Origin of the sequence: Kitasatospora sp. NPDC048286 (assembly GCF_043201735.1) — a bacterium.
Classification (GTDB): domain Bacteria; phylum Actinomycetota; class Actinomycetes; order Streptomycetales; family Streptomycetaceae; genus Kitasatospora.
Window position 1 is genome coordinate 17,553 of sequence record NZ_JBICZE010000026.1, and the last position, 22,987, is coordinate 40,539.

Sequence of the window (22,987 nt, forward strand, 5' to 3'; positions counted from 1 at the left end):
CCGCCAGGCACTCTTCCGGGCAGGCCTACCCTGATCGATGACACAGGGAGGGTCGGGGGATGGAACTGACGGCTCGCGACAAGCGCTGGATAGCCGCGGTGACGCTGATCGGGGCGGGAGTGGCGGCATGCTACGTCGTATGGGGCGATGAATCCGACTACCCGCTCCCCTACAAGCGGCGGGACGCCTCGGTCCTGCGCCGCGTCGCGCTCGCCGACCCGTCCACGAAGAACACCACCGTGGCGGCGGACGACCGCACGGTCTCGGTGGAGGTCGCCTGGAGCGGCTGCGACTACAAGCCCGACCTGGTGGCACGGGAGACGGCCGAGCAGGTCACGCTGCTGCTCAGGCGCCGGGACGCCTCGGGTCCGGACATCGGATGCGAGGACGGCGGCATCGCCGAGCTCACGGTCGTCCTGCATCAGCCCCTCGGCACCCGGGCCCTGACCGACACCCTCACCGGCGAACCCGTCCCCCACACCCACGCCTGACGACAGCCCGCCACCAGGCCGCAGCCGGATCCCGGAAGCCCCGACGACGCACGGTGCCACCAGTACCCGGAAAGTCACTCAGTCGGCGGTACGGGGCCGAGCGCGCCGCGCCCAGCGCCGGCCCGTTCCGACACGAGGGGTAGCCGCACCACGCGGACCCCTTTTAAGAGCAGTTGGAGAGAAGTAGACGCGCCCTCCCGGACGCCGAAGGCCACCTACAGGTGGCTTCGCGCGCGACGCGCGAGCCCGGCCGGCCTTCGCCGAGCCCGGCGACCCGGGACCCACGGCCCATCTCGAATGCCCCCGCCGAACGGAGGGGGTGGCAGCACCGGTGCTGCCACCCTGGCAGCGTGGGTGCTGCTCTATATCCAGAACCCTGTCCAGAACCCGGTCGCTGCGCCCTTCCGGACGGCCGTAGGCCAGGTGACGGGTGGCTGCTCGCGCGTACGCGCAAGCCCCGGCGGACCCAGAGGGGTCATCCCCTCCAGGCCACGGCGCGCACGGTGCTGTCGGTCATGGTGGTGTGCAGTTCCAGGCGGACGAGCACTTCAGCGGGGCTGGACCGGCGGAGAACGAGCAGCGGGCTGCAGAACTCGGTCATGATCGCCGCTGGGGAGTCGCGGCCGACCCAGCGCGTCAGCGGCCGGCCGAGGTCCATGTCCTGGAGAAGCGACGTCGTGACGATGCACGGAAGCTTGTGGCGCAGCGCGGTCCGCTTGAGCACCTGGCCGATGTTCTCCAGCTCGTTGGTGCGGGAGGCTCCGTCTGCCTGGTCCGGGTGCATCCGCTCCCAGCGCTCGATGACGAGGAGGTCGGGGCGCACGCTTGCGAGTGCCTGGTTCACGAGCTCGGGTGTCGGGTTCGGGGTTTCGTCGACGACCAGGGTCGGGCGGGAGAGCGGCGGTGGGTAGCCGGTGAACAGCAGCACCCGCTTGCCGGCTGCGGCCAGGTGCACGGCCATGGCGGTGCCGGCGGGCGCCTCCCTGCTGCCGCGCTTGGCGACGAGGCCGAGCAGGTGGGCGTGGCTCAGGTCGGCCAGGTAGGTGAACTCCGGCCAGGGGGTCTCCAGTGGAGGCTTGCGGCGGGACCACTGTCCGGGCCAGTGCTTGGCCGGTGTCCCGGGGTCGGCCCGTGCCCACTCGCTCAGCAGTTCAGCGGTCTCGGGATCGTCGGCGCGGGCCCGGAAGCCGCGGGCGACGTGAACGCCGTCGCCGAGCAGCCGGTCGTAGATGGTGCGGATGTCGAGGCGGCAGGGCTCGTGAACCGGGTACGGGCCCCACAACCACTCCGTTTCGCCCTTGACGATCCCTTCAATACGGATCTTGCCGTCCGGTGCCACCTCGGTCGGCTTCAGGCATACAACACAGTCGTACAGGCTGCTGCTCAACATTCTCTCCTGTCATGGCGGTGACTGGCGGATCCACCGTCAGAGTGGCTCGGCTGCCCGGTGCTGTCTGCCAAACCCGTAGATCGTCTTCTACGGGGCCATCACGGCCCCCGCCTGCCTCAGCGGGCGCGGGCGGGGCCGCCAAGCGCCCTGAGGGGCGTTCAGGGCCGCGCTTGGGCCTGTTCAACGATCAGGCCATGTCGCGGGTCATGTCGACGAAGCGGGAGTAGTGGCCCTGGAAGGCGAGGGTGGCGGTGAAGGTGCTGCCCATGCGGTTCTTGGCGACGATGGCGTCGGCTTCGCCGGAGCGGGGGGATTCCTTCTCGTAGTAGTCGGGTCGGTGAAGCAGGATGATGCCGGAGGCGTTGGCTTCGATGCCGCCGGATTCGCGCAGGTCGGCCATGGTGGGCACCTTGTCCTGGCGCTGCTCGGAGGAGCGGCCGATCTGGGCGGCGACGATGACCGGGATCTCGAACTGCTTGGCGAGCATCTTCAGACCGCGGGCGAGTTCGTCGACCTCGTTCGTGCGGTTGGTGCCCTTGCCGCCCTCGGTGCCCATCAGCTGGAGATAGTCGACCAGGAGGGCGCCGGGGAGCTCACCGCGGGACTGGAGGGCGCGCAGCCGGGAGCGTAGGCGGGCGACATTGACCTCCTCTGCAGTGTCAACCAGGAGCGGGGGCTCTCCGATGCGGGCGATGGCGCGCAGGCGGCGTTCCTTGTCGTCGTCGGTCATCTGCCGGTTGCGGATGTGGTGAAGGGCGATGCGGCCTTCGGCGGCGATCATGCGCTGGACGACCTGGCGGTGGGTCATCTCCAGGCTGTAGAGCAGGGTTTTGATGCCGTGGTCGATGGCGAGGTGGCGGGCGATGTCGACGAGCATGACGGACTTGCCCATGGCGGGGCGGCCGCCGATGACGACCAGGTCGCCGCCCTCGATCTGGAGGCCGGCTTCCAGATCGAGGTAGGGCAGGGGCAGGAACGGGACCGGGCCAGCCTCCTCCGCGAGGAGCTCCTCCTCCACCATCTCGGACCACGTCTTCGTGGTCGACGCCTCTGCCTCGACGCCGGAGCGGATGCCCATGACCTCGGCCTGTGCGGCGTCCACGATCTCGCCGATGTCGCCCTCGGCCGCGTAGCCCATGCCCGCGATCCGGGTGCCGGCCTCGACCAAGCGCCGCAGGACGGCGCGCTCGTGGACGATCTGCGCGTAGTACTCGGCGTTCGCCGCGGTCGGAACGGAGTTGACCAGGGTGTGCAGGTAGGAGGCGCCGCCGACCCGCTGGAGCTCGCCGCGCTTGGTCAGCTCGCCGGCCACGGTGATCGGGTCGGCCGGCTCGCCACGGCCGTACAGATCGAGGACCGCCTGGTGGATGAGCTCGTGCGCGGGCCGGTAGTAGTCGGCCGGCTTGAGCACCTCGACCACGTCGGCGATGGCGTCCTTGGACAGCAGCATGCCGCCCAGGACGGACTTCTCCGCGTCCAGGTCCTGAGGCGGGACCCGCTCGAAGCCGTCGGCGCCGCCCTGGCCCTCGTCGTTCCGGCGGTCGCGGCGGCGGCGCCCGGCGGGCACCGGACGCTCGTCGGGGAAGGGGGCGTCGTCGACGGGGTGCTGCGGAGGTACGCTCACGGTGATCTCCTGTTGAGGTCGTACGGCGTCCCGGGTCCGGTCCAATGGCTCCCGGGACGCCGCTTGTGTTCGGGGGTGGGTCAGGCTGCGCTCGGGTGGCCGGCGCGGGTGCACGGGCACTTCGCCGTACGGGGCCGGCCGTGCGGGTCGCCGGGGATCGGCTGGTCGATCCACCCGAGGTCGCACTCACCGCAGAACGACGGCTCGGCGGCCCGGGGCGCGGGCACCGCAGCGGAGACGGGCGGCTCGAAGTACTCCAGATGCTGGTCGAGCTTCGTCAGCACCCGCTCCTGGCGGCCCATGTCGGCAGCAGCAGCGATCAGGAGCTCGAACGGCTCGCCCTCCGCCAGCAGCCCGGCAGCCGACCTGGCCACCGCAGCGGCACCCCGGGGCGGCACCGAACGGCCCGCCTTCGCCCGGGCCGCAGCCCACGCATCGCCGATCTCCCGGGCACCCGAGGCAGCGGGCGCGGCAGGAACGGGGGTGTCCTTCGGCGTAGCCGACTTCTCTCTCTCTCCCGACTCGGCGGTCTGTGGCACGGACGGTTCCGGTGTGGCCAGCGCTTCGGCAGAGGAGAGAGAGAACTGATCATGACCCTGAATAAGGGGCCCGTTTTCGCTGGTCAGCGTCTCGTCCGTGCTCGCCATCGAGCGGGCGTCGCTCGAAATCGAGCCGGGCTTGCTCGAAATCGAGCGCACGAAACCACCAGGGGTCCTGTCCTCCGAGGCCGGTTCGCTTCGATCGCTCGATTTCGAGCGCACGATGCCGTCCTCGGTCTTGCGGTGCGTCGGCGGCACCACGGGGACCTCCCGCCAGTCCTCGCGGTAGGCGTCGAGCTTCTGCCAGGTGTTGGACCAACCGGTGAACTCGTCCGGCGGCAGATCGTTGACCTTGTAGCGGCGCGCGGTGTTCTGGATGCCGCCCTTGCCGGTCGAGGTGACCAGCCGCTCGCCGTCCGGATTGGTGACGAGCCCCTTGTCGTCGAGCAGCTTGAGCGCCTTGCGGACGGTGGAGTTGCCCACGGGCTTCTCGCCCTGCTCGGTCAGCAGGTAGCAGAGCTGGTCGATGGTCATGCGGCGCAGCCCGCGAGGGCTGGAGGTCAGCATGGCCCGCAGCATCAGGTACAGGTGCCGGGCAGTGGGCGTCAGATCCGGAATGTGCAGGACCCAGTGCCGCACGACAGCCGGCGACCAGTAGTCCGTGATGTCGCCCTCGAACAGCACCTCGTCGGCGCCATCGCCGATCGGGGTTGTCCGGCCTCGGCTGGCGCGCCGGGTCATCGGGTCACCGCCTCGGCAGCCGATCCGACGGCGGGCACCAGGACCGGCCCGGCCTGGACGACCGGGCGGTGGAAGGGGCGGATCTGGGCATGGGTGTAGTACGGCATGCCCATAGAGGCCCGAATTTTGGGGTCGGTGTGACCCCAAGCGAGGTGACGCGCGTCACAGGTGGACGGCGCGGCCGGTACGACACGGCGGCGCCGAGGGGCGAGGTGGCGCAAGAAGTGCTCTCTCTCCCGCTGTTGCCAGTCCCACGGCACCAGGTGATCCCCCGGCCGGGCGAGGAGACAGGTGTCTCTCGCCCCACAGCGGGTACGACTGGTACGGTCGGATCGACAACAGCTATATGCGGTGGAAGCGGCCTTATCTCTTGCCGGAGGGGGGCCGCTTTTGCTTTGCCCTGTTCAGTTGTGGTAGCCGCCGCGAGCCTAGACCCGAGCGCGGATGTTCTCCCTGCCCAGGCAGCGCCGGGCGTGTCCGGCAGGAGCAGGGTGAAGGGCGCAGCCTGTGGACAGAGATCGCGAATGCCCCGGCCGAAACCGGTCGGCCGGGGCGCAGCTGGAGTCCTAGGCCAGCGGAACGTCGTAGCGCAGTACCCAGCCCGGGGCGAGGGTGTGCACGGTGGCCTCGACGGCGCGGCCCTCGACGGTGTAGCCGATGTGCGTGATCTCGATCAGGTCGGTGTCCGGCTCGACACCGAGCAGCTCGGCGACCTGGCCGGTTGCGGGACGGAGCTGAACGTATTCCACGGCCTCAGCCTGGGCGAAGCCTGCCTCGGCCATGCGGCTGATGATGCCGCCGACGCCCGTGTCGACCTGTTCGATGCCGGCGGCCTCGGCTACGTCGGTCGGGATGTAGGAGTCGGCGAGCTGGACCAGGCGCTCGCCGTCGAACATCGAGCGCTTCCGGATGGAGACGCTGGTGTCGGTGCCGAGGATGTTGGCGATGCGCTCCGGGGCGGTTCCGCGCTCCACGCTGACGACGGCCTTCGGGGTGCCGCCGCTTCGGCGGGTCTCGGCGTCGAACGCGCCGTGCGCGCCGCCGTCTTCGCGGGTGGCCTTGCGGTAGCGGGTGGTGGCGTCTCGGAGGATGGTGCCGTCCTCGTTGATGGTGTTGTTGGCCATGCTTTGCTCCTTCGGATCAGTGGTGAGTTAGGTGGTGGGGTCCAGCGCCCAGTCGTACCGGAGCGTCCAGAGGTGGACGGGCATGATGTGCACCGTCGCCTCCACGGCTCGCCCCGCCTCGGTCCGTGCGACGTGCAGCAGTTCGTAGACGGGCTGCTGGTCGGACAGGTTGAGGGACTGCGCCTCGGCCGCCGTCGGCGGCCGGACGTTGATCGTTTCCTCGATGTGGGTCTGCGCGAAGCCGAGGTCGGCCAGCCGGCTGATGGAGCCTCCCGGGCCGGTGTCGATGTCCTCCAGCTGCGTGTCGCCAGCGATGTCCAACGGGAGGAACGTGTCGGCGACCTGCACCGGGATGGGCCGGGCCGACGGGTCGTCCTGGGGGACGGCATACATGACGCGGGACCGTAGGACCGCGCTGATCGCGTCGGCGTCGACGGCTAGGGCGTGAGCGGCGACGGCCGTTGGCTGCACTCGATCCACAGTTACCCGCGATTCGGGGACCAGCCCCATGCCGCGGAGCTCCGTCTCGAAGGCCCCTCGACTCTGCCGACCGCCGCCGATGTCCTGCTCCCGCGCGACACGTCGGTAGCGCGACGTGCCATCTCGGGTGATCTTGCGGACGAAGCGACTGACGAAGGAGCCTCGGCCCTGCTCGCTGACTACCAGGCCCTCGGCAACCAGGGATCGTACGGCCCGATCGACAATCGAGCGGGGGACGCCGTAATGCGTGGCGAGCTTTTGCAGACTCTGGAGCCGCGATCCGGGGGTGAAGCCGTCGTCGCCGGCCCGGATGTGGGAGCGAATGTCGTCAGCCACCCGTCGGTATTCGGCTGCTGCCGAGTCCGTGGGTTCGGTCATGCGACGACCCTACGGTTAAGCGCGACACTTATCAACTGTCGCGCGACAGTGTTGACCTCATATCGCTCTGTGTGTCATCGTCATCACGTCGCCGCCGACCGGGACGCAACCCCGGGAGGAAGCGGCAACCTCGCACTACCGCTGTGGCCTCAATAGGCCCAGATCAGTGACGCAACCGCTGGTCAGGGCCCAGAAACGGCGCTGCGGGCTCGGTGACGCAACCACCGGCCCGCAGCTCGGCGGACCAACCTCACTGTCATTGAGGAGTGATTGCCGTGCGCTACATCATGCCTGGCCTCGGGGCCCGGATCGAATCCGGCCCCGTCGCCAGCCTTCACGCGCAGTTCGAGGGCCAGGTGCTGGCCCTCGTCACCCGGGACCTCGCGGCGGCCGACCCGACCGCTGGCGACGGTACCGTCGCCGAGCTGGTCGCCCGGGTCTGGGAGCTCGCCGCCCGTCACGCGGCCACCGCGGCCTGGACCACCTGGGACCACCTCGCCTGGTTCGTCGACCACGCTCTCGCCACCCGCGCCACCGAGCCGCAGATGGCGGGGTGCTGACGATGCCGGAGCAGTTCAACGCGGCGCAGGCCGCCGCCCTGGACGCGGTGATCGCGGAGCGCCTGCGGTCCGCCCAGGAGGCCGCCGCGGCCGCGGAGCGGGCCCGCCAGGAGGCGGACCGGCTGCGCGAGCAGCAGGCCCCGCAGCAGGCCCCGCAGCAGGCGCCGCAGCAGACGGGGGGTCGGTGATGGGTCTCCGGTCCCTCCTGGGCCTCGGCTCCAGCAGTAGCTCCTCCGGCGAGTCCGGCTCCGGGACGTCGACCCGGACGAGCGGGATGTCCGCCGGCTGGCACCGCACCGACGCGCAGACCGCCCTCCGTCACCACCGTGAGGCCCAGGTCTCGGCCGTCGAGGCGGGCTCTGACCGGCACGGGCGCAGGGTGATGTCGGCGGACCCGTACAGCCGGCCCGACAGCGACACCCGCCGCAACTTCGGCCGCCCGTACACCGAGCACGCCGAGGACGGGGGTGCGCGGTGACGACCAGCCACCTCTGCCGCGCCTTCAGCAACGGCGACGGCAAGGACAAGAAGGCGCCCACCCCGCCCGCCGACTCGAAGGGGGGCGGCCGGTGATCACCGTCCTCTCGAACCAGGCCGACGAGGCCTTGCGCCGGGCGCGCGAGGACCAGGCCCGCCGGGACGCCGCGAAGGCCGGCTCCGGCTCCGGCAAGTAGCCCTCCCCTCTCCTCTCTCTTCTCTCTATGCAGCACGGCATCCCGCCGCCTGCCTCTCGGAACCGTCCCTGGCATGCCTATGCCAGGAACGGCGCCGTGAGTGGTGCGGCGGGCCCCGCCAGGGCCCACCACCCAACGCACCACCACGACGCACCCGGAAGTCCGGCCCGAGGGGGCCAGGCCAAGGAAGTGCCCGCCTACTTCACAACTCCACAGCGAGCCAACTGAGAACCATTCAGAGAACGGCCCCGGGCCCGCGAGCGTGACGCCGGCCCGGGGTGCACCACCCGACTGCTTCCGCAGCACCTTCGGCACGGGGACACCGCCGCCCCGCTCAATCCAGGCGCGTCCGCCCCGGCACCCGGCCGGGCGGTAAGCGGCCGACCCGCCCTCCTTCGGCACGAGGGCCCGGCCGTCACGCACCCCGCACCACCGTGAACCCGCTGCTCAACCCCGGCGCTCCGACGGCCAGCCAGGCCGCGAGCGCCCCCGCCGTCACCAACGCGGCCGACGCACATCGCATCAGCGGCGCGCCGGCCCTGGAGCCCAGCACTCGTCAGGAGAAGCACATGGTCATCACCAACCACATCTCCGGTGCCGTGATCCACGGCACCGTCATCCAGACCTCGGGCGGTACCACCGTCCTCGGCGCCCAGGGCGGCGTCGTCACCAGCACCGCCGGCGACACCCAGATCATCGGTGGCGCGGTCATCCAGGCCGGCATCCTGCTGAACACCCTGGACCTCGGCGACGACCTGGACCTCGACGACGAGGTCTGGTCCCGCTCGGCCCGGGCCGACCTGGCCGCCGAGCTCGACCTGGCCGCCGTCAACGACGCGGCCGCCGCTGCCAGCGGCCGCGCCGTCGCCGCCGACCCCACCGCTGAGCCCGCCGACCGCAAGCGGGCCGCGGCCTCCGCCCGGATCCTCCGCGGGCGCGCCGCCGACCTGCGCGCCCAGGCCGCCGCGATCCGCGACGGCGCCGACCCCACCGAACTCGGCTACTGACCACCGGGTCCCGCCGTTCGCCGCCGCCCCCGGAATTCCGGGGGCGGCGGCGTTCGACGGTGCCCGGCGCAGTCGGCGCCACCAGCCCAGACCCCACCTAGGAGGTCGTCCGTGGACCTGGACCAGGTCTTCTTCAGCTTCTTCGCCGTCTCCGCCGTCACCAGCTTCCTCCTGCTGGTCGCCGAGGCCGCCCAGAACTTCTCCACCCCGCAGACCGAGCAGGAGGATTCCGATGGCTGACCAGCCGATCGAGCCCACCCGCGTCGTCCTCTCCGGCGAGCGCGACGGCGGCAGCACGCCGCCCCCGCCGCCGTCGGAGCCGCCGACCGCCGGCGGGCCGGACGGATTCCTTCCGCCGCCCCGGCGCAGCAGCGAGCCGCCGCCCCCGCCGTCCGGCCCGCCGCCCGGATCCGGGGGACTGCCGGAGCCCGGCGAGTGGTGGCGCAGGCCCGGCGGCGGAGGCGGCGGGGCGGCGACCGCGACCGCCCCGGCCCCGGTATTCGCGCCGCCGGCCGAGGTCCACCATCACCACTACTACCCCGCCGCCGCGGCACCGGCCGCCCCGGCTGCGCCCCGGTTCGAGATCCGCCGGATCCGCCCGGTCGCCAACGGCCTCGCCGCCGCGACCGGGGTCCTCCTCGCGAAGGGACCGGTGAACGAGGTCTACCACTGGTTCACCGACCCGATGGGCCTGCCGCTGCTCGGCCTGGCGGTCTCGGCCGTCCTGGAGTGGCGCTGGCGCCGCTACCAGGTATGGCCGGTGCGGGTCTTCACCTTCTCGATGATCTCCTCGCTGGTGATCACCCCGGCCGGGCAGCAGCTCATCGGCTACCTGATGACCGGGGCCACCGGATGACCGCCGCTCAGCTCTCCCTCGGCGGCCTGGCCCTGGCCATCGCGATCCTGGTCTTCACCATCGTCCGCTGGTGGCGCCGCGGCTGCGAGATGCCCGGCGCCGCCGCACTGACCGGCGGCCTGCTGATGGGCCTGCTCAGCGCCCTGTGCACGGGAGGCCTGCTCGGCTGGGCCGCCCACTACCTCGTCCGCAAGGCCACCAACCCACTCGGCAACCGCATCGCCGGCACCGGCGCCGATCAGCTTCTTCCCCAAGCCGCCCCCGCCAGCATGAACGCCGGCGGCGGCGTCGCCACCACCCTGCTCCTGGCCGCCGTGCTGCTCGCCTGGCGCTGCTGCGACTACCAGCTGCGCCGCCAGCTCACCGCCGGGATCGTCTCCGGCTCCGCACTCGGCCTCGCCGGAGGGGTGTCCGGTCTGGCCGCCGTCACCCTCATCCCCGCCGTCAACTCCCTCGGCGACCAGTTCCTCGCCGCCTTCCACTGACCGTCAGGAGACCACCCAGTGGACCACCTCTACCGCCTGCCCCTGGCGGCCGCCGCCGGCGCCGGGTACGGCGCCTTCCTCTACCACCTCGCCACGAACCGCGCCCGCAAGACCCGCTTCGGCTGGCTGCGCCCGGTCCTGTGGGGCGCGGGTCTGGGCGCGGCGGCCGGCGTCGTGGGGTGCACGCCGGTTCTGCGGCACGCCGTGCTGGTCGTCCCGATCGACCACCCCTGGTGGATCGACCCCGTCTTCTGCGTCGTCGCCGCAGCGGCCGTCGCCGGGCTGGCTGTCCAGATCCGGCGCTGGGAGCGCGACAAGCCCGAGCAGACCGACCAGCCCTGACCGCCCGGCCGCCCGCCGGCGGCCGCTCCTTCCCTTTCACCTCTTCCGGACCTTCTGGAGGTCACCACCGTGTTCGTCCCCGCCACCACGCTCACCATCGGCGGCCTGTTCATCGGCATGGCGCTGCCGCTGTGGCACGTCTCCCGGTTCGCCGTCGGCAGCATCAAGAACGGCGCCACCGCGACGAAGGGCGCCCTGGACCTCGTGCCGCTCGGCGTCGGCATGCTCTACGGCGGCATCGCCACCGCCACCACCAGCGGTCTGATCGGATTCTCGACCGGCGCGATCACCTGGTTCGGGAACCTCGCCGGGTCGTTCGCGATGTGGAACGCGACCGGCGGCGAGACCACCCTCGCCGCCCGCTCCAGCCAGCTGCAGCTGACCGGCATGGGCAATCTCGTCCTGCTGCTGCTCACCGTCGCGGTGGTCGGCGCGTGGAAGGCGATTCCGAAGAAGGCCAAGCCCCGGATGCGCCTCGGCATCATCTCCGGGATCCTCCTCGGCCTGTCCGCCACGCTCGGCGGCGTCGTCATGGCCACCGTCATCCCCGCGGTGAACGCCGCCGGCGAGGCCCTCGTCGGCACCATCGCCTAACCCTCGCCCGGACGCCACCGGTCGCCCACGCCCCGCCCCGCGCTCCTCGGCGCGGCCGCGGCGCGCGGGCGGCCGCAACCGCCCGGACCCACCCCACCACCGAACCGCTACCGCCCCACGGAGGAGCGCCGTGACGACCCATCCGCCCGAGCCGATCATCATCGACCTCGCCACCGAGGGCGAGTTCCTCACCGACGACCAGCCGAACCCGAGTGGCCCGGCCAGCGCGGGCACCAGCAGCCCGCACAGCAGCGGGCCCGGCATCGGAGCCCGCCTCGCCACCGGCACCCTGAGCCTCGCCCGCCGCGAGTACACCGCCCTGCGCGAGGGCCTGACCGTCCTCAAGACCGAGACCGGCGCCTGGGCGAGCGCGTCGCAGGAGACGCCCGCCCACCTGCGCGCCGCCCTGCTCAACCGCCGCTACAGCCAGTGGCAGGGCAAGAAGAGCTCGCAGATCGAGGCCCTGGAGGAGAAGGCCGGCGAGCTGGAGAAGCAGGCCCGCCGCGCCGCGGCCGGCGGGCAGGGCGACGACGCCACCGCCGCCGACCACAAGCAGGCCGGCGCAGCCGCCGCCACGCTGCGCGAGGAGGCCGCGGCCTGGCGCCAGCGGGTCCGCGAGATCCACCAGCAGTCCTACACCGGCCACATCGACCCCAGCGACGACGAGCTGGAGCGCCACCGCCGCCGCACCGCGAACAAGCGCTGGGCCGCGCTCGCCGCCCTCGGCCTGGCCGTCGGCGGATTCGAGCTGGCCGTCGGCAGCCTCGTCCTCCCGACGCTCACGGCCGCCGGCCTCGCTCTCACGGCCTGGGCGAAGGGCCGGATCACCGGCTGGCGCCGCGCACTCCCGGACGTCCCCGCGCTCGCGTACGAGATCGAGAGCGGCCGGCCCGCCAAGGACAAGGAGAAGAAGGGCACGGAGAAGGAGAAGGACGCGGCCAAGGAGCAGGCGCGGCCGGCGGCCGGTCCGGCCGACCAGGACACCCTGTTGTTCCCCGGGGACACTGGCGCCCCGTTCCCGATCCACAGTGTCACCGACCCGGCCATCGCCGCAGCCTGTGTAGGCCGGGCGCTGCTCGCCCAGAACATCGACCTGGCCGAGATCACCGACACGGTGCGCACCTCGGTCGGCTGGTCGATGACGGTTACCGTCGCCTCCGGCGACCCGGCCGACATCGACACCGACCGGAAGTCCGCCGCGATCCGGACCCTGCTCAAGGTGCCCCGGGGCGGCCTGGCCATCGAGTGCTGGCCGGACGCCAGCGACACCGCCACCGTCCGCGTGCAGACCCGGCCCGGCTTCACCGACATGGGACCGATCCCCGACAACCTGGCGCTCACCAACTCGATCATGGACGCCGGGACCTTCGGGCAGGGTCTGGACGGCACCGAGCTCGCCTTCTCGCTTGCCGGGGTGATGGGCTTCCTCGTTGCCGACTCCGGTGGCGGCAAGAGCAGCATCATGCTGGCCCTCGCCGACTGGGCCACCTCCTGCCGCGACGCCGTCGTGATCTCCATCGACCCCCGCGGCGAGGGCGTCGAAGCCCTCGGCGACGCCATCCAGCTCGCCGTCAGCGACGACAAGCATGTCCTCAAGACCCTCGACTGGCTCGACCGCCTCTGTGAAGGCCGCACCCGGCTCCGCAAGTCCCTCGGCTACGGCAAGGTCTGGCGGCCCAGCCCCGAGCACCCCGCCGTCATCGTGTTCGTCGACGAGTGGCACGACCTTCCCGCCAAGGCGAAGGCGAAGCTGCTGCGGCTGCTGCGCATCGGCCGCAAGGAAGCGGTGTGGATCATCGGAGCCAGCCAGTTCGGCACCGTGCAGGACCTCGGTTCGGCCATCGCTCCGAAGATGTCGCTCAAGATGGCCGGCTGCTGCCGGGGGATCGACGTCACCGGCCTCTTCGGCCAGGGCGCACTGCGCGAGGGCTACCGCGCAGACCGGCTCCAGCCCGGCACCCACACCGACCCGGCCGACGCAGGCACCGTCTACATCCAAGGCCTGCCCGGCCAGCGCAACCGGCCCATGCGGTGGAAGTTCCGCCACCTCACTGACAGTGACGCCACCCGCCGGGGCAACCAGCGGGCGCAGGCGGGGCTGCCGGACCTGACCGCCAGCGCGGCGGCAGCCGGCCTCGACTGGCCCACGCTTCTGGTCTCGCTCGGCGCGCGCCGACCCAACCCGGCCCCAAACGCACCCGGAACCGGCCCGGTCGCCGCCGCCGCGCCGTCGATCCTCGACGTCCTCGAGGCGATGAACGGGGAGCGGACCCTCCACACCGGCCCGCTCCTCCAGCGGCTCGCCCAGGCACGCCCCGATGTCTACGGCAACTTCACCCCGGAGGGCCTGGAGGAGCTGCTCACCCCGTACGGCGTCAAGGCCCGCCAGGCCCGGGCTGTGACGGAAAGTGAGGGCGTCAAGAACCGCATGGGCTACTACCTCGACGACCTCCGGAGCGCACTCGAAGCCGACGACGAAGGTGACGAGGACGACCCGGACGAGGACGACGACCTGTAGCCGGGTGCTCTACACCCCCTCTACGGGCCCGCTACACACAAGATCACGTAGCGGGCCCGTAGAGCACCTGTAGAGACCGTTCAAGCTCTCTGACCTGCCCTGTAGCGCTGTAGAGCCCGTAGAGCCGCCCCACCGATCCGGGCCCGAATACCGGCTCCCACGGCCGTCGACACCGCCAGCCCGCGCTGCTCTACAACCACCCCATCGGCCGTTCGCAGCCACGGGCCCCGCCGTGCCGCACCGCGCCGCCACCGGCCGTCGTGCCCCTTCCCGGGCAACCCAGCCCCACCACGCAACGTCACCATGAGAGACAGGAGTCTCCCGCATGACCCCGGCCCGCACCACTAGCCGCCGCACCCGAACCCCTGCCAAAAAGACCCCCGCCAAGGCGTCGACGAAGGCCTCCGCGATCCGCCCGGACACCCTGCCGGACGCCCCGGCGGAGGTCCCCGCGACCTTCACGGCCCGGCCCGCCGCCGACCCGGTGCTGGCCGACGCGGCCGACCGCGCCGCCGACGTTCTGGCCCTCGCCGAGGACCAGGCGCTCGCCGTCCTGGCGCACGCCGCCGTCACCGCCGGCCGCGAACTGGCCACCGCCGGGCAGTGGGCGGCGGAGGCCGAGCAGCTGCGCGCGGACGCCGCCGCCGAGGCCGAGATGGTCACGCAGCGTGCCGAGCAGACGGTCCGGCAGATCCTCGACCTGGCCAACGACCAGGCCGACCTGATCCGCCAGGACGCCCGGGAGCGGTGCGAGGAAGCCGACGCCGACGCCCACGCGGCGGCCGACCGGCTGCTGAAGGAGGCCACCGAGCGGGCCGGGACACTGCTGGCCGACGCCCAGCAGCGCGCCGCCGCCGTCCGCACCCAGGCCGAGCAGGACGCCGAGCGGATCGTCGCCGACGCCGAGGAGCAGGCCCAGGCCATGGCGGCCGGTATCACCGCCGCCGCCGAGGAGCGGGCCGCCAAGCTGCTCGGCGAGGCCGAGCGGGAGGCCTCGACCACCCGCCGCCGGGCCGCCGCCGACCTCGCCGACGTCCAGGACCAGGTCGCCGATGCCCGCCAGGCGCTGGAACGCACCCGGGCCCGGGCCGCCGACGACCGCGCCCTGGCCGAGCAGGACCTGACCAGTGCGCGGGAGCTGGCGGCCACCGTGCAGCGGGACGCCGCCGCGGCGGCCGACCGGACCCTGACCGAGGCCGCCACCGAGGCCGAGGCGATCCGCACCCGGGCCGCCGAGACCGCCCGTCAGATCACCACTGTGGCCGAGGCGCAGGCCGAGGAGATGCGCCAGGAGGCCGAAGCGACGGCCGGGCGCGTCACCGAGGCCGCCCGCGCCGAGGCCGACACGGTCCGCGAGAACGCCCAGGACGAGGCCCGCCGACTGCGGGAGGACGCCGAATCCGAGGCACGGGAACTCCGCGAGGAGGGCGCCCAGCAGGCCGCCGACCTGCGCGAGCGCGGCCAGGAGGCGGTGCAGCGGCTGCGCGAGGACGCCCAGGCCGCCATCGACGAGGCCAAGCAGGCCACCGGGGATGAGCTGCGTCGGGCCAGCTCGAAGCGGGGCAAGGCCGAGGCCGACGCCCAGCGACTCCTCAACACCGCCCGCACGGAGGCCGAGCAGGTCACCACCGACGCCCTGGCCGAGCTCGCCGAGGTGGAGCAGCACGTCGCCGAGCTGCGCGCCGAGCAGGAGCGGCTGGAGCAGAAGCAGGAGCGGCGGATGGGAAAGCTGCGCCGGGCCTGGCGCCGGTGGGACAGCAGCATGCCGAAGCTGCTGCCGAAGTTCGCACTGTGGGCGGGGGTCGCCTTCACGGCTGCCGGTGAGCACAAGCTCGCGGTGATGGCAGGTGTCGACGACACCCTGGCCTGGCTGTTCCCGGTCGCCGTCGACGTCTGGGTGGTTGCCGCCACCCGCGCCCAGTCGAAGGCCACCGGCGACGAGCGCAAGCGGATCAGGTGGGAGGTGATCACCGCGCTGGCGGTGATGATGGCCTGCCAGGTCGCCGCGCTGCTCGCCGAGATGCACCTCTTCGGCGTCGAGATCCGTGACGGACAGTGGCGGGTGCAGTGGGGCCTGGCCATCCCGCTCGCCATGGTCGTGCCGGTGGTCATCTGGAGGGTCCACGCGCTCACGGGCCACGGCCCCTCCGCTCACACCGCCCCGGCAGCCCAGCCGGACGCGCACACCGCGCCCACCGGGGACCCGGGCGGCGCCCACGACGAACCCGGCCCGCGCCCGCCACACGGCGGCCAGCCGCTGCCCACCGCTCACGGCATCCTGCTCCCCGCGCAGGGCGCACCCACCGAGCGCTCACATGAGCGCGAGATCACCGCAGGTGGCGGGACGAATCGCGCTCACCGTGCACTCCCGAGCGCTCACCCGCAGAGCACCGACGCTCACCCGTCTTCGGCGCCGACCGGCGCCGCGCTCATGTACGCCCGCAAGGCGTGCGTCCGCCCGCTGTACGACGCTCTCGGCCGCCGCCCGCGCGTCGCGGAGATCCACGCCGCGCTCACCGCCAAGGGCCTGCTGACCGGTGACGAGAAGCAGACGCGCAGCACCTGCCAGCGCGTGCGCGACGCGGTCGAGGAAGCCGAGCCCACGCTGCGGCCCGTCGTTCGCTCTGCGTGACCGAGCGCTCAACGAAGCGGCCTCCGGGATGAAGAAGACACCCCGGAGGCCAAGGCACCCGAGGGTGCCGGCGGGTCGGCCTCGCCGCTGTCTAGGACGGTGTTTTCTGGCCCCGGGGTGACGGCCGCAAGTGGCCCCACCGAGGAACGGTGAAAGTTGGCCCCACCTGGTGTTCGACGCGGAGAGGTGCACTCGTTCGGAGTAGTCCGGGATTGACCGGGCTTCGGCAACCGGATCACGCTGTGTGAGTTCGTAGTCACGGCCGTGTCAGGAGGCCGAAGATTTGCAGCGCGTCGAGTTGTTCGAGCGGATTCGCCGGGACAAGAGGCTGGAGAACGCCTCGGTCCGGGAGTTGGCCCGCCGTTACTCCGTCCACCGCCGGGTGGTCCGTCAGGCCCTGGACAGCGCGTTGCCTCCGAAGCGGAAAGAGCCCGTGACCCGCCGCTCCGTGCTGGACCCGGCCAAGGGCTGGATCGACGAGATGCTGCGGGCGGACCTGACGGCGCCGCCCAAGCAGCGGCACACCAACAAGCGGATCCTGGCCCGGCTGCGGAACGAGCACGGGTTCACCGCGGCCGCCTACACCACCCTCAACGACTACCTGCGGGTGCGCCGGCCGCAGATCAAGGACGAGGCGGACCGGGCCCGGATGCTGCACGAGGGCATGGTTCCGCAGTTCCACCGGCCCGGCGAGGAGGCGGAGGTCGACTTCGCCGAGGTCTGGGTGCGGGTGGACGGGAAGCCGTTGCAGTGCCAGATGTTCACGCTGCGGCTGTCGTATTCGGGCAAGGCGGTCCACCGGGTGTTCTCGACGGCCGGTCAGGAAGCCTTCATGCAGGGCCACGTCGACGCCTTCCGGATCCTGGGCGGCGTCCCGGTCCGGCACATCCGCTACGACAACCTGAAGCCGGCGGTCTCCCAGGTCTGCTTCGGCCGCTCGCGGGTCGAGTCGCAGAGGTGGGTGGCGTTCCGCTCGCACTACGGCTTCGACGCGTTCTACTGCCGGCCCGGTAAGGAAGGCGCGCACGAGAAGGGCGGCGTCGAGCACGAGGGCGGGCGCTTCCGCCGCTCGCACCTGGTCCCGGTCCCCGAGGTCGACACGCTGGCGGAGTTGAACGAGCGGATCGAGCGGATCGAGGCGGAGGAGGACGCCCGGCACATCGACAACCGGCCCACCTCGGTCGGCTTCGACTTCGCCTACGAGGCCCCGCTGCTGGCACCGGTCCCGGACGAGGAGTTCGACGTCGGGCTGACGCTGACGCCACGGGTCGACAAGACCTCCCGGATCACGGTCCGGCAGAACAAGTACTCCGTCCCGGCCCGGTTCATCGGCAGGACGGTGAGGGTCTCGCTGCGGGCCGACGAGGTCCTGGTCTTCGAGCAGCACAAGGTCGTGGTCCGGCACCCGCGGCTGGCCGGCCGCTACGGCTTCCGCGACCTGCTCGACCACTACCTGGAAATCCTGCGGAACAAGCCCGGCGCGCTGGAGCACTCCACCGGCCTGGCCGCGGCCCGCGAGAGCGGCCTGTTCACCCCGGTCCACGACGCGTTCTGGGCCGCCGCCCGCGAGGCCCGGGGCCGGTCCGACGGCACCCGGGCGCTGATCGACGTCCTGCTGCTGCACCGGCACCTGCCCGGCAACGCGGTGGTCGCGGGCATGAGCGCGGTCCTGCAGGCGGGCTCGGTCTCCCCGGACCTGGTCGCGATCGAGGCCCGCAAGGCGCTCGCCGCGGCCGGCGGCCCGCCGCCGGTGGTGATCGCCCCGCCGCCCACCGCCGGGCCGCCCGAAGACCAGGACGACGTCGCGGCGCGGGTGATCTCCCTGCCCGCGCGCCGTTCCGCCCTCCCGCCGGACACCCGGCCGGAGCCCTCCCTGGCCGCCTACGGCCAGTTGCTGTCCATTCAACCGAGAGGCTCGGCATGACCCAGAGCACCACCCCCGACGCCCCTTCAACTCCGGGGCGGTGGGGCTACTTCGGGCTGCCCGCACAGCGCGGCGCCAGCCCGGCGGCGACGATCGACGCGGCCTGCCGGAGCCTGGGCCTGTCCACGATCCGCTCCCGCTGGGAGGAGGTCGCGGCCCAGTCCCTGCGCGAGCAGTCGTCCTACGCGGACTTCCTCGCGGACCTGCTGGGGATCGAGTGCGACGACCGCGACGAGCGGCGCAAGCAGCGGCGGGTCAAGGAAGCCGGCTTCCCGCGCAACAAGCGCATCGAGGACTTCGACTTCGCGAAGAACCCGAACGTCCCGCAGGAGGTCATCAACACCCTGGCCCAGCCCGCCTGGGTCCAGGCCGGCAACCCGCTCTGCCTGATCGGCGACTCCGGCACCGGCAAGTCGCACCTGCTGATCGGCCTGGGCACCGCGATCGCCGAGGCCGGCGGCCGCGTCCGCTACACCACCGCGGCGAACCTGGTGAACGAGCTCGCCGAGGCCGCCAGCGACAAGCAGCTCGGGCGAACCATCAAGAAGTACGGGCGGGTCGACCTGCTCTGCCTGGACGAGCTGGGCTACGTCAAGCTCGACCGGCACGGCGCCGAGCTGCTGTTCCAGATCTTCACCGAGCGCGAGGAACGGCACGCGATCGCGATCGCCTCGAACCGGCCCTTCACCGAGTGGGACCAGACCTTCACCGACAAGCGGCTCTGCCAGGCGATCGTGGACCGGCTCACCTTCGAGGCCCACATCATCGAGACCGGGACCCAGTCCTTCCGCCTCGCCAGCACCACGGCCAAGCGCAAGGCGGCCGCCGCGGCCTGAGCTGAGTTCCGGCTGAGGTTGATGAAGCTGCGGACCGCCTCGGTGAGCCGGTCCGCGGCGTCCCGGACGCTTTCGGGCTGTTCTTGCAGCACAGGTGCGAGCCTGGTCGACCAGCCAGCAGCTCCGCCCGTGGGCTGCCCGGTGTACTTGCTACTTGGCCGTCCCAGACACAGGTCGGGCAGGCTTCCAAGGCTGGCCCCAGGCAGCGCTGTTCTGCTCGGGATCCGCGTCGGTGCTCTCGAAGTTCTGTGTGTAGATCATGCCCTTCCAAGCAACCTCCTCGTTGTAGATCTTGTAGGTCTTCGTGCTGTCCCACTGGGGGACTACGGGGGTGTCAGCCATCGGGTGCTCCTACGGTCAGGCTCTTGGAACGTGCCTGGGCAGCCCTACCCCGAGGGAGAAGGATCGACACCCACACGGTCATCCGGCCCGCGCGCCCCCTGCCGCGGAGTTCAGGCCGCCGGCAGGGAATCGGCACGCAAGACCCATTCGGCTCACCGTCACCACGACGGAAATCGGAACGGCCCCTAAGCGTCTCGGGCTTGGGAAACGCTCTCACCAGGCATCGCAGGTTCAGAAACGGGCACTGACCGACCGTCGGACCACCACCCCGTCAACGGGCGGGCGCCAAACACGGCGCCCGCCCGTTCGCATTCCTGTCAGGGGACGCGGCCGGGCGGGCGCCGTGAGAACCACGCTACCGGCCGCCACAGACCGCCATCGCCACCCGAGCCCCACCGCCCCGGGACACCGGGGAAACGTCACCCGATCGGGGGTGGGGCCACTTCAACCCGTTCCTTCTCGACACCGCCCGGAGCCCTCACCCGAACGGCCCAAAAGTGGGGCCAGCCGAGTCCGTTCTGGTGGGGCCAAAACTCACCGGCGCAGACACGCCGCCGACCCGCCCCCCATCCTCCCGCACCACCCGCCACCCACCGAAACCCGCCCCGAAAGGCAGTGCCATGGCCTCGATCGCCATCGAGCGCGACACCCAGATCGCCGCCCAGCGCCGACTGCTCCACGAGCGCAGCGAGACCCTCGTCAACCTCCCGCCCGGCAACCGCGCCCACCACCGCCTCGCCGCCGAGTGCGACGCCATCAGCGACGAGATCGCCCGCCTCCAGCACTGCCTCAACATCCCGCGCTCCGTCGCCCTGACCGTGCCCGCCCTGATCGCCGTCCTGCTGCTCGCCCTCATCAGCTGACCCCAACTCCAAGGAACCTCATGCGCTTCGTCTACCTGCTCGGCATGGTCGCCCCCCTCGTCCTCCTGGTCCTGCTGCTCGCCCGCTGACCGCCCGACCGGCCTCGCTCCCGGCCCGCACCGCCCGCCCGGCACCCAGCCCGGCGGGCGGCGCGCGCTCCGGGAACGGGGCCGGCCGACCGGCCGACACCACCACCTGCGGAAGGACCCGCGATGCAGCAGCCCACCGTCCAGCCCCACACCACCCCCGCCCCGGCCAAGCCGCGCCCCGGCACCTACGTCCTCTACCGCGACGCCGACCGCTACCTCGCCGGCAACCCCGACCACACCCAGGTCTGCAAGGTCCTGCCCGACCCCCACCTCCCCCAGGACAAGGCCCCCCTGCGAGTCCTGGCCACCGACGAGGTCATCCGCTACGCCCCGGTCGCCTACATGCGCCCGATCGACCCGGCCGAGCTGATGCACGACATCGACACCGCCCCGCTGGACACCCTCGGCGACGGCCGGCTGATGACCGCCGCCGGGGCCTGGCTCACCCTCCAGCACCGCCAGACCGCCGCCGAGCCGACCACCAAGGCGCTCCCGCCCGCCCGCAGCTGACACCCCGCCCGCCCGGGTGCCCCGCCGACCGCAACGGCACCCGGGCCCACCACCCCGATCCGAAAGGCCCGCCCGTGAACCCCACCACCTTCGTCCCCGTCCCCGGTTCGCTGATCGTCCTGGTCGGCGGATCCGGCGCCGGGAAGACCACGTTCGCCACCCGCTGGCCGGCGACCTGGCGCCTGAGCCTGGACGACTACCGGGCGATGGCGACCGACTCGGCGGCGGACCAGAGCGCGACCCCGGTCGCCGACCAGGTCCAGACGCTGCTGCTCGACGCCCGCCTCTCCCGCTCGCTCACGACCGTGGTCGACGCGACCGCACTCCTGCCTCACGTCAGGGCCGGTCTGCTCGCCCGCGCCCGCTACTGGCAGCGCCCCTGCGTCGCAGTGCTCTTCGAGGTCCCCCTGGAGCGCCGCCGCGAACTCAACGCCGGCCGCGAGCGCGTCGTCCCGGACCACGTCCTCGTCGACCAGGAACTCCAGATGCCCACCCGCGAGCAGCTGCTCGCCGAGGGCTTCATCCGCGTCGACCGCGTCACCGTCGACCCGGCCGTGCACGCGACCTGCGTCGACCCCACCCGGGAGCACCGCGACGGCCTCGCCCCCGCGGCGCGGGTCTGACCAGCCGAGGGCCTCGCCGCCGCCCCGGACCGCCACAGTGCGCACCGACCCGCCCCCGGCCCCGACGGCCGACGGGCGGTTCGGCGCGTGCTGCGGCCCGCCCGTCTCGCCCAGGAGCGCGCCGACCAGCTGCGCGCCGGCCTGGACTGAACCCGGCCTGCCCCCGGAGTCTCCGTTGACCCGGCCCACACCCGCACCCGCTCACCCCGGCCCCGAACCACCACCCGACAAGGAGAGCCCTTGACCGTCATCCCGTTCAGCCCCGACTCCCCCGCCAGCCAGGCGATCGGACTCGACTTCGACCAGACCCTCGTGCTCCACGACCGCGGCTGGCAGGACGGCCTCATCTACGGGATTCCGATCCCCGGTGCGCTCCAGGCCCTCCGCGAGCTGATGCGGCGCCGCTCCGTCTTCTGCGTCACCGCCCGCCACCGCCGCTACCACCCGGCCGTGGCGGCCTGGTTCGTCCGCCACGGCATCCCCGCCGTCGTCGACGAGGACCCCGACCGTGCCTACTGGGCCGGCGACCGTCTGCTCGTCACCAACAAGAAGTTGGGTGCGGCCCTGTACATCGACGATCGCGGCCTCTGCTTCACCGGCGACTGGGACGCGACTCTCCCCGAGGCGTTGCGCCGCATCGGAGAGAGCCATGACCCGGTGGCTGGGCCCGGCACGGACGTTCCCGCGTTGACGATCCGCCAGCCCTGGCTGGCAGCGATCCTGGCCGGAGACAAAAGGGTGGAGAACCGGTCCTGGCCGACGAAGCACCGCGGCCAGGTCGTTCTGCACGCTGCCCGAGCCGTCGCGCGCGAAGGCCAGGCCGACCCCCTCGTCCGCGCCGTCCTCGCCCGCCCCGGCACCCCCGCCCTCACCACCGGCGCCCTCGTCGCCACCGCCACCATCACCGACTGCCACCGCGACACCGGCTGCTGCCGACCCTGGGGCCTGCCCGGCCTGTGGCACTGGACCCTGGACGCCGTCCAGGCCCTCGCCGAACCCATCCCCGCCACCGGCCGCCTCGGCCTCTGGCGTCTCGACCCCGGCCAGCACGCGCTGCTCCACCGCCACCAGGCCGCCGTCCAGCCCGCCTCCGCGTACCGCTGAGCCGCCTCCGCTGCTGACGTCCAGGCACTGGCGCCGCTTACCACCGCGCCCCGTCGCCGAGCCCACCAGGCCCGACGCTGGCGCGCGGTGGTACGCGGCGCGGCCGCCCGTCGGCGCCGTCCAGAGCGACCACTGCGCCCACACCAAGAGGGCCACCGACGCCGCCCCAGTCACCGGCGACGACGGCACCGTCCACGGCACCGCCGCCGGCCGCCTCGGCCACTGTCGTCTCAACCCCGGCCAACATGCCCTGCTCCACCG

At 72.4% G+C, this 22,987-nt stretch carries 24 protein-coding genes; 18 read left to right on the top strand and 6 right to left on the bottom strand.

The window, feature by feature from the left end; translation table 11 throughout:
• Nucleotides 1-59 precede the first annotated feature (59 nt).
• Entirely contained in the window at nt 60-491 is a 432-nt protein-coding gene (locus ACGF13_RS38315) for a hypothetical protein (protein WP_392884093.1), read from the top strand.
• A 475-nt stretch (nt 492-966) separates the two neighbouring features.
• Here the strand turns inward: ACGF13_RS38315 and ACGF13_RS38320 are convergent, their stop codons facing one another.
• The 5 genes from ACGF13_RS38320 to ACGF13_RS38340 all read right to left on the bottom strand — a co-directional run bounded on the left by ACGF13_RS38320 (nt 967) and on the right by ACGF13_RS38340 (nt 6,767).
• Nucleotides 967-1,878 (bottom strand): hypothetical protein, encoded by a 912-nt coding sequence (locus ACGF13_RS38320; protein WP_392884094.1) that lies wholly within the window; start codon nt 1,876-1,878, stop codon nt 967-969.
• Nucleotides 1,879-2,068: 190 nt separating this feature from the next.
• On the bottom strand, nt 2,069-3,505 hold the full coding sequence (locus tag ACGF13_RS38325; protein ID WP_392884095.1) for a replicative DNA helicase: 1,437 nt from the start codon (nt 3,503-3,505) through the stop codon (nt 2,069-2,071).
• A gap of 80 nt (nt 3,506-3,585) precedes the next feature.
• Nucleotides 3,586-4,785: a hypothetical protein gene (locus ACGF13_RS38330; RefSeq protein WP_392884097.1), complete on the bottom strand. Its 1,200-nt coding sequence runs from the start codon at nt 4,783-4,785 to the stop codon at nt 3,586-3,588.
• Nucleotides 4,786-5,351: 566 nt separating this feature from the next.
• Entirely contained in the window at nt 5,352-5,909 is a 558-nt protein-coding gene (locus ACGF13_RS38335) for a UTRA domain-containing protein (RefSeq protein WP_392884098.1), read from the bottom strand.
• A gap of 27 nt (nt 5,910-5,936) precedes the next feature.
• A complete protein-coding gene (locus ACGF13_RS38340) occupies nt 5,937-6,767 on the bottom strand; it encodes a GntR family transcriptional regulator (protein ID WP_392884099.1) in 831 nt (276 codons plus the stop codon).
• Between the two features lie 275 nt (nt 6,768-7,042).
• Between ACGF13_RS38340 and ACGF13_RS38345 the strand changes: the two genes are divergently transcribed.
• The 13 genes from ACGF13_RS38345 (at nt 7,043) to istB (ending at nt 19,195) form a co-directional block, all read left to right on the top strand.
• Nucleotides 7,043-7,327 (top strand): hypothetical protein, encoded by a 285-nt coding sequence (locus tag ACGF13_RS38345; RefSeq protein ID WP_392884100.1) that lies wholly within the window; start codon nt 7,043-7,045, stop codon nt 7,325-7,327.
• Between the two features lie 2 nt (nt 7,328-7,329).
• The gene (locus ACGF13_RS38350) at nt 7,330-7,515 is read left to right on the top strand and encodes a hypothetical protein (protein WP_392884102.1); all 186 of its coding nucleotides are present in this window, start codon (nt 7,330-7,332) and stop codon (nt 7,513-7,515) included.
• Complete coding sequence (locus ACGF13_RS38355) at nt 7,515-7,805, top strand: hypothetical protein (protein ID WP_392884104.1); 291 nt, start codon at nt 7,515-7,517, stop codon at nt 7,803-7,805. The genes ACGF13_RS38350 and ACGF13_RS38355 overlap by 1 nt, the downstream gene beginning before the upstream one ends.
• Nucleotides 7,806-8,435: 630 nt before the next feature.
• Nucleotides 8,436-9,008: a hypothetical protein gene (locus tag ACGF13_RS38360; RefSeq protein WP_392884106.1), complete on the top strand. Its 573-nt coding sequence runs from the start codon at nt 8,436-8,438 to the stop codon at nt 9,006-9,008.
• Between the two features lie 111 nt (nt 9,009-9,119).
• Nucleotides 9,120-9,248, top strand: a complete 129-nt coding sequence (locus tag ACGF13_RS38365; protein ID WP_392884107.1) for a hypothetical protein — start codon at nt 9,120-9,122, stop codon at nt 9,246-9,248.
• Entirely contained in the window at nt 9,241-9,864 is a 624-nt protein-coding gene (locus ACGF13_RS38370) for a hypothetical protein (protein ID WP_392884108.1), read from the top strand. Before ACGF13_RS38365 ends, ACGF13_RS38370 begins: the two co-directional genes overlap by 8 nt.
• On the top strand, nt 9,861-10,349 hold the full coding sequence (locus tag ACGF13_RS38375; protein WP_392884110.1) for a hypothetical protein: 489 nt from the start codon (nt 9,861-9,863) through the stop codon (nt 10,347-10,349). Before ACGF13_RS38370 ends, ACGF13_RS38375 begins: the two co-directional genes overlap by 4 nt.
• Before the next feature lie 18 nt (nt 10,350-10,367).
• On the top strand, nt 10,368-10,691 hold the full coding sequence (locus tag ACGF13_RS38380; RefSeq protein ID WP_392884111.1) for a hypothetical protein: 324 nt from the start codon (nt 10,368-10,370) through the stop codon (nt 10,689-10,691).
• A 69-nt stretch (nt 10,692-10,760) separates the two neighbouring features.
• Nucleotides 10,761-11,285: a hypothetical protein gene (locus tag ACGF13_RS38385; RefSeq protein ID WP_392884113.1), complete on the top strand. Its 525-nt coding sequence runs from the start codon at nt 10,761-10,763 to the stop codon at nt 11,283-11,285.
• A gap of 130 nt (nt 11,286-11,415) precedes the next feature.
• Nucleotides 11,416-13,803 carry a hypothetical protein gene (locus ACGF13_RS38390; RefSeq protein ID WP_392884115.1) on the top strand — a complete coding sequence of 796 codons (2,388 nt, stop codon included), beginning with the start codon at nt 11,416-11,418 and terminating at the stop codon, nt 13,801-13,803.
• Between the two features lie 325 nt (nt 13,804-14,128).
• Nucleotides 14,129-16,435 carry a hypothetical protein gene (locus tag ACGF13_RS38395; RefSeq protein WP_392884116.1) on the top strand — a complete coding sequence of 769 codons (2,307 nt, stop codon included), beginning with the start codon at nt 14,129-14,131 and terminating at the stop codon, nt 16,433-16,435.
• Nucleotides 16,436-16,718: 283 nt separating this feature from the next.
• Nucleotides 16,719-18,359, top strand: coding sequence for an IS21 family transposase (gene istA, locus ACGF13_RS38400; protein WP_392884117.1), 1,641 nt, complete (start codon nt 16,719-16,721; stop codon nt 18,357-18,359).
• Nucleotides 18,356-19,195 carry an IS21-like element helper ATPase IstB gene (gene istB, locus ACGF13_RS38405; protein WP_392884118.1) on the top strand — a complete coding sequence of 280 codons (840 nt, stop codon included), beginning with the start codon at nt 18,356-18,358 and terminating at the stop codon, nt 19,193-19,195. The genes istA and istB overlap by 4 nt, the downstream gene beginning before the upstream one ends.
• A gap of 150 nt (nt 19,196-19,345) precedes the next feature.
• Here istB and ACGF13_RS38410 read toward each other — a convergent pair whose 3' ends face one another.
• Nucleotides 19,346-19,537, bottom strand: coding sequence for a hypothetical protein (locus ACGF13_RS38410; RefSeq protein WP_392884120.1), 192 nt, complete (start codon nt 19,535-19,537; stop codon nt 19,346-19,348).
• Nucleotides 19,538-20,157: 620 nt separating this feature from the next.
• Between ACGF13_RS38410 and ACGF13_RS38415 the strand changes: the two genes are divergently transcribed.
• The 4 genes from ACGF13_RS38415 (at nt 20,158) to ACGF13_RS38430 (ending at nt 22,726) form a co-directional block, all read left to right on the top strand.
• Nucleotides 20,158-20,400 (top strand): hypothetical protein, encoded by a 243-nt coding sequence (locus ACGF13_RS38415; RefSeq protein ID WP_392884121.1) that lies wholly within the window; start codon nt 20,158-20,160, stop codon nt 20,398-20,400.
• A 212-nt stretch (nt 20,401-20,612) separates the two neighbouring features.
• Nucleotides 20,613-20,999, top strand: coding sequence for a hypothetical protein (locus ACGF13_RS38420; protein ID WP_392884123.1), 387 nt, complete (start codon nt 20,613-20,615; stop codon nt 20,997-20,999).
• Between the two features lie 74 nt (nt 21,000-21,073).
• Nucleotides 21,074-21,622, top strand: a complete 549-nt coding sequence (locus ACGF13_RS38425) for an AAA family ATPase (protein ID WP_392884124.1) — start codon at nt 21,074-21,076, stop codon at nt 21,620-21,622.
• Nucleotides 21,623-21,862: 240 nt separating this feature from the next.
• Nucleotides 21,863-22,726, top strand: a complete 864-nt coding sequence (locus ACGF13_RS38430; protein WP_392884125.1) for an ASCH domain-containing protein — start codon at nt 21,863-21,865, stop codon at nt 22,724-22,726.
• Nucleotides 22,727-22,987 lie beyond the last annotated feature (261 nt).

Coding starts and splice junctions, on each gene's coding strand:
- ACGF13_RS38315 (WP_392884093.1), top strand. CDS start 60: ATGGAACTGACGGCTCGCGACAAGCGCTGGATAGCCGCGGTGACGCTG.
- ACGF13_RS38330 (WP_392884097.1), bottom strand. CDS start 4,785: ATGACCCGGCGCGCCAGCCGAGGCCGGACAACCCCGATCGGCGATGGC.
- ACGF13_RS38335 (WP_392884098.1), bottom strand. CDS start 5,909: ATGGCCAACAACACCATCAACGAGGACGGCACCATCCTCCGAGACGCC.
- ACGF13_RS38340 (WP_392884099.1), bottom strand. CDS start 6,767: ATGACCGAACCCACGGACTCGGCAGCAGCCGAATACCGACGGGTGGCT.
- ACGF13_RS38350 (WP_392884102.1), top strand. CDS start 7,330: ATGCCGGAGCAGTTCAACGCGGCGCAGGCCGCCGCCCTGGACGCGGTG.
- ACGF13_RS38355 (WP_392884104.1), top strand. CDS start 7,515: ATGGGTCTCCGGTCCCTCCTGGGCCTCGGCTCCAGCAGTAGCTCCTCC.
- ACGF13_RS38370 (WP_392884108.1), top strand. CDS start 9,241: ATGGCTGACCAGCCGATCGAGCCCACCCGCGTCGTCCTCTCCGGCGAG.
- ACGF13_RS38375 (WP_392884110.1), top strand. CDS start 9,861: ATGACCGCCGCTCAGCTCTCCCTCGGCGGCCTGGCCCTGGCCATCGCG.
- ACGF13_RS38395 (WP_392884116.1), top strand. CDS start 14,129: ATGACCCCGGCCCGCACCACTAGCCGCCGCACCCGAACCCCTGCCAAA.
- istB (WP_392884118.1), top strand. CDS start 18,356: ATGACCCAGAGCACCACCCCCGACGCCCCTTCAACTCCGGGGCGGTGG.
- ACGF13_RS38410 (WP_392884120.1), bottom strand. CDS start 19,537: ATGGCTGACACCCCCGTAGTCCCCCAGTGGGACAGCACGAAGACCTAC.
- ACGF13_RS38415 (WP_392884121.1), top strand. CDS start 20,158: ATGGCCTCGATCGCCATCGAGCGCGACACCCAGATCGCCGCCCAGCGC.
- ACGF13_RS38420 (WP_392884123.1), top strand. CDS start 20,613: ATGCAGCAGCCCACCGTCCAGCCCCACACCACCCCCGCCCCGGCCAAG.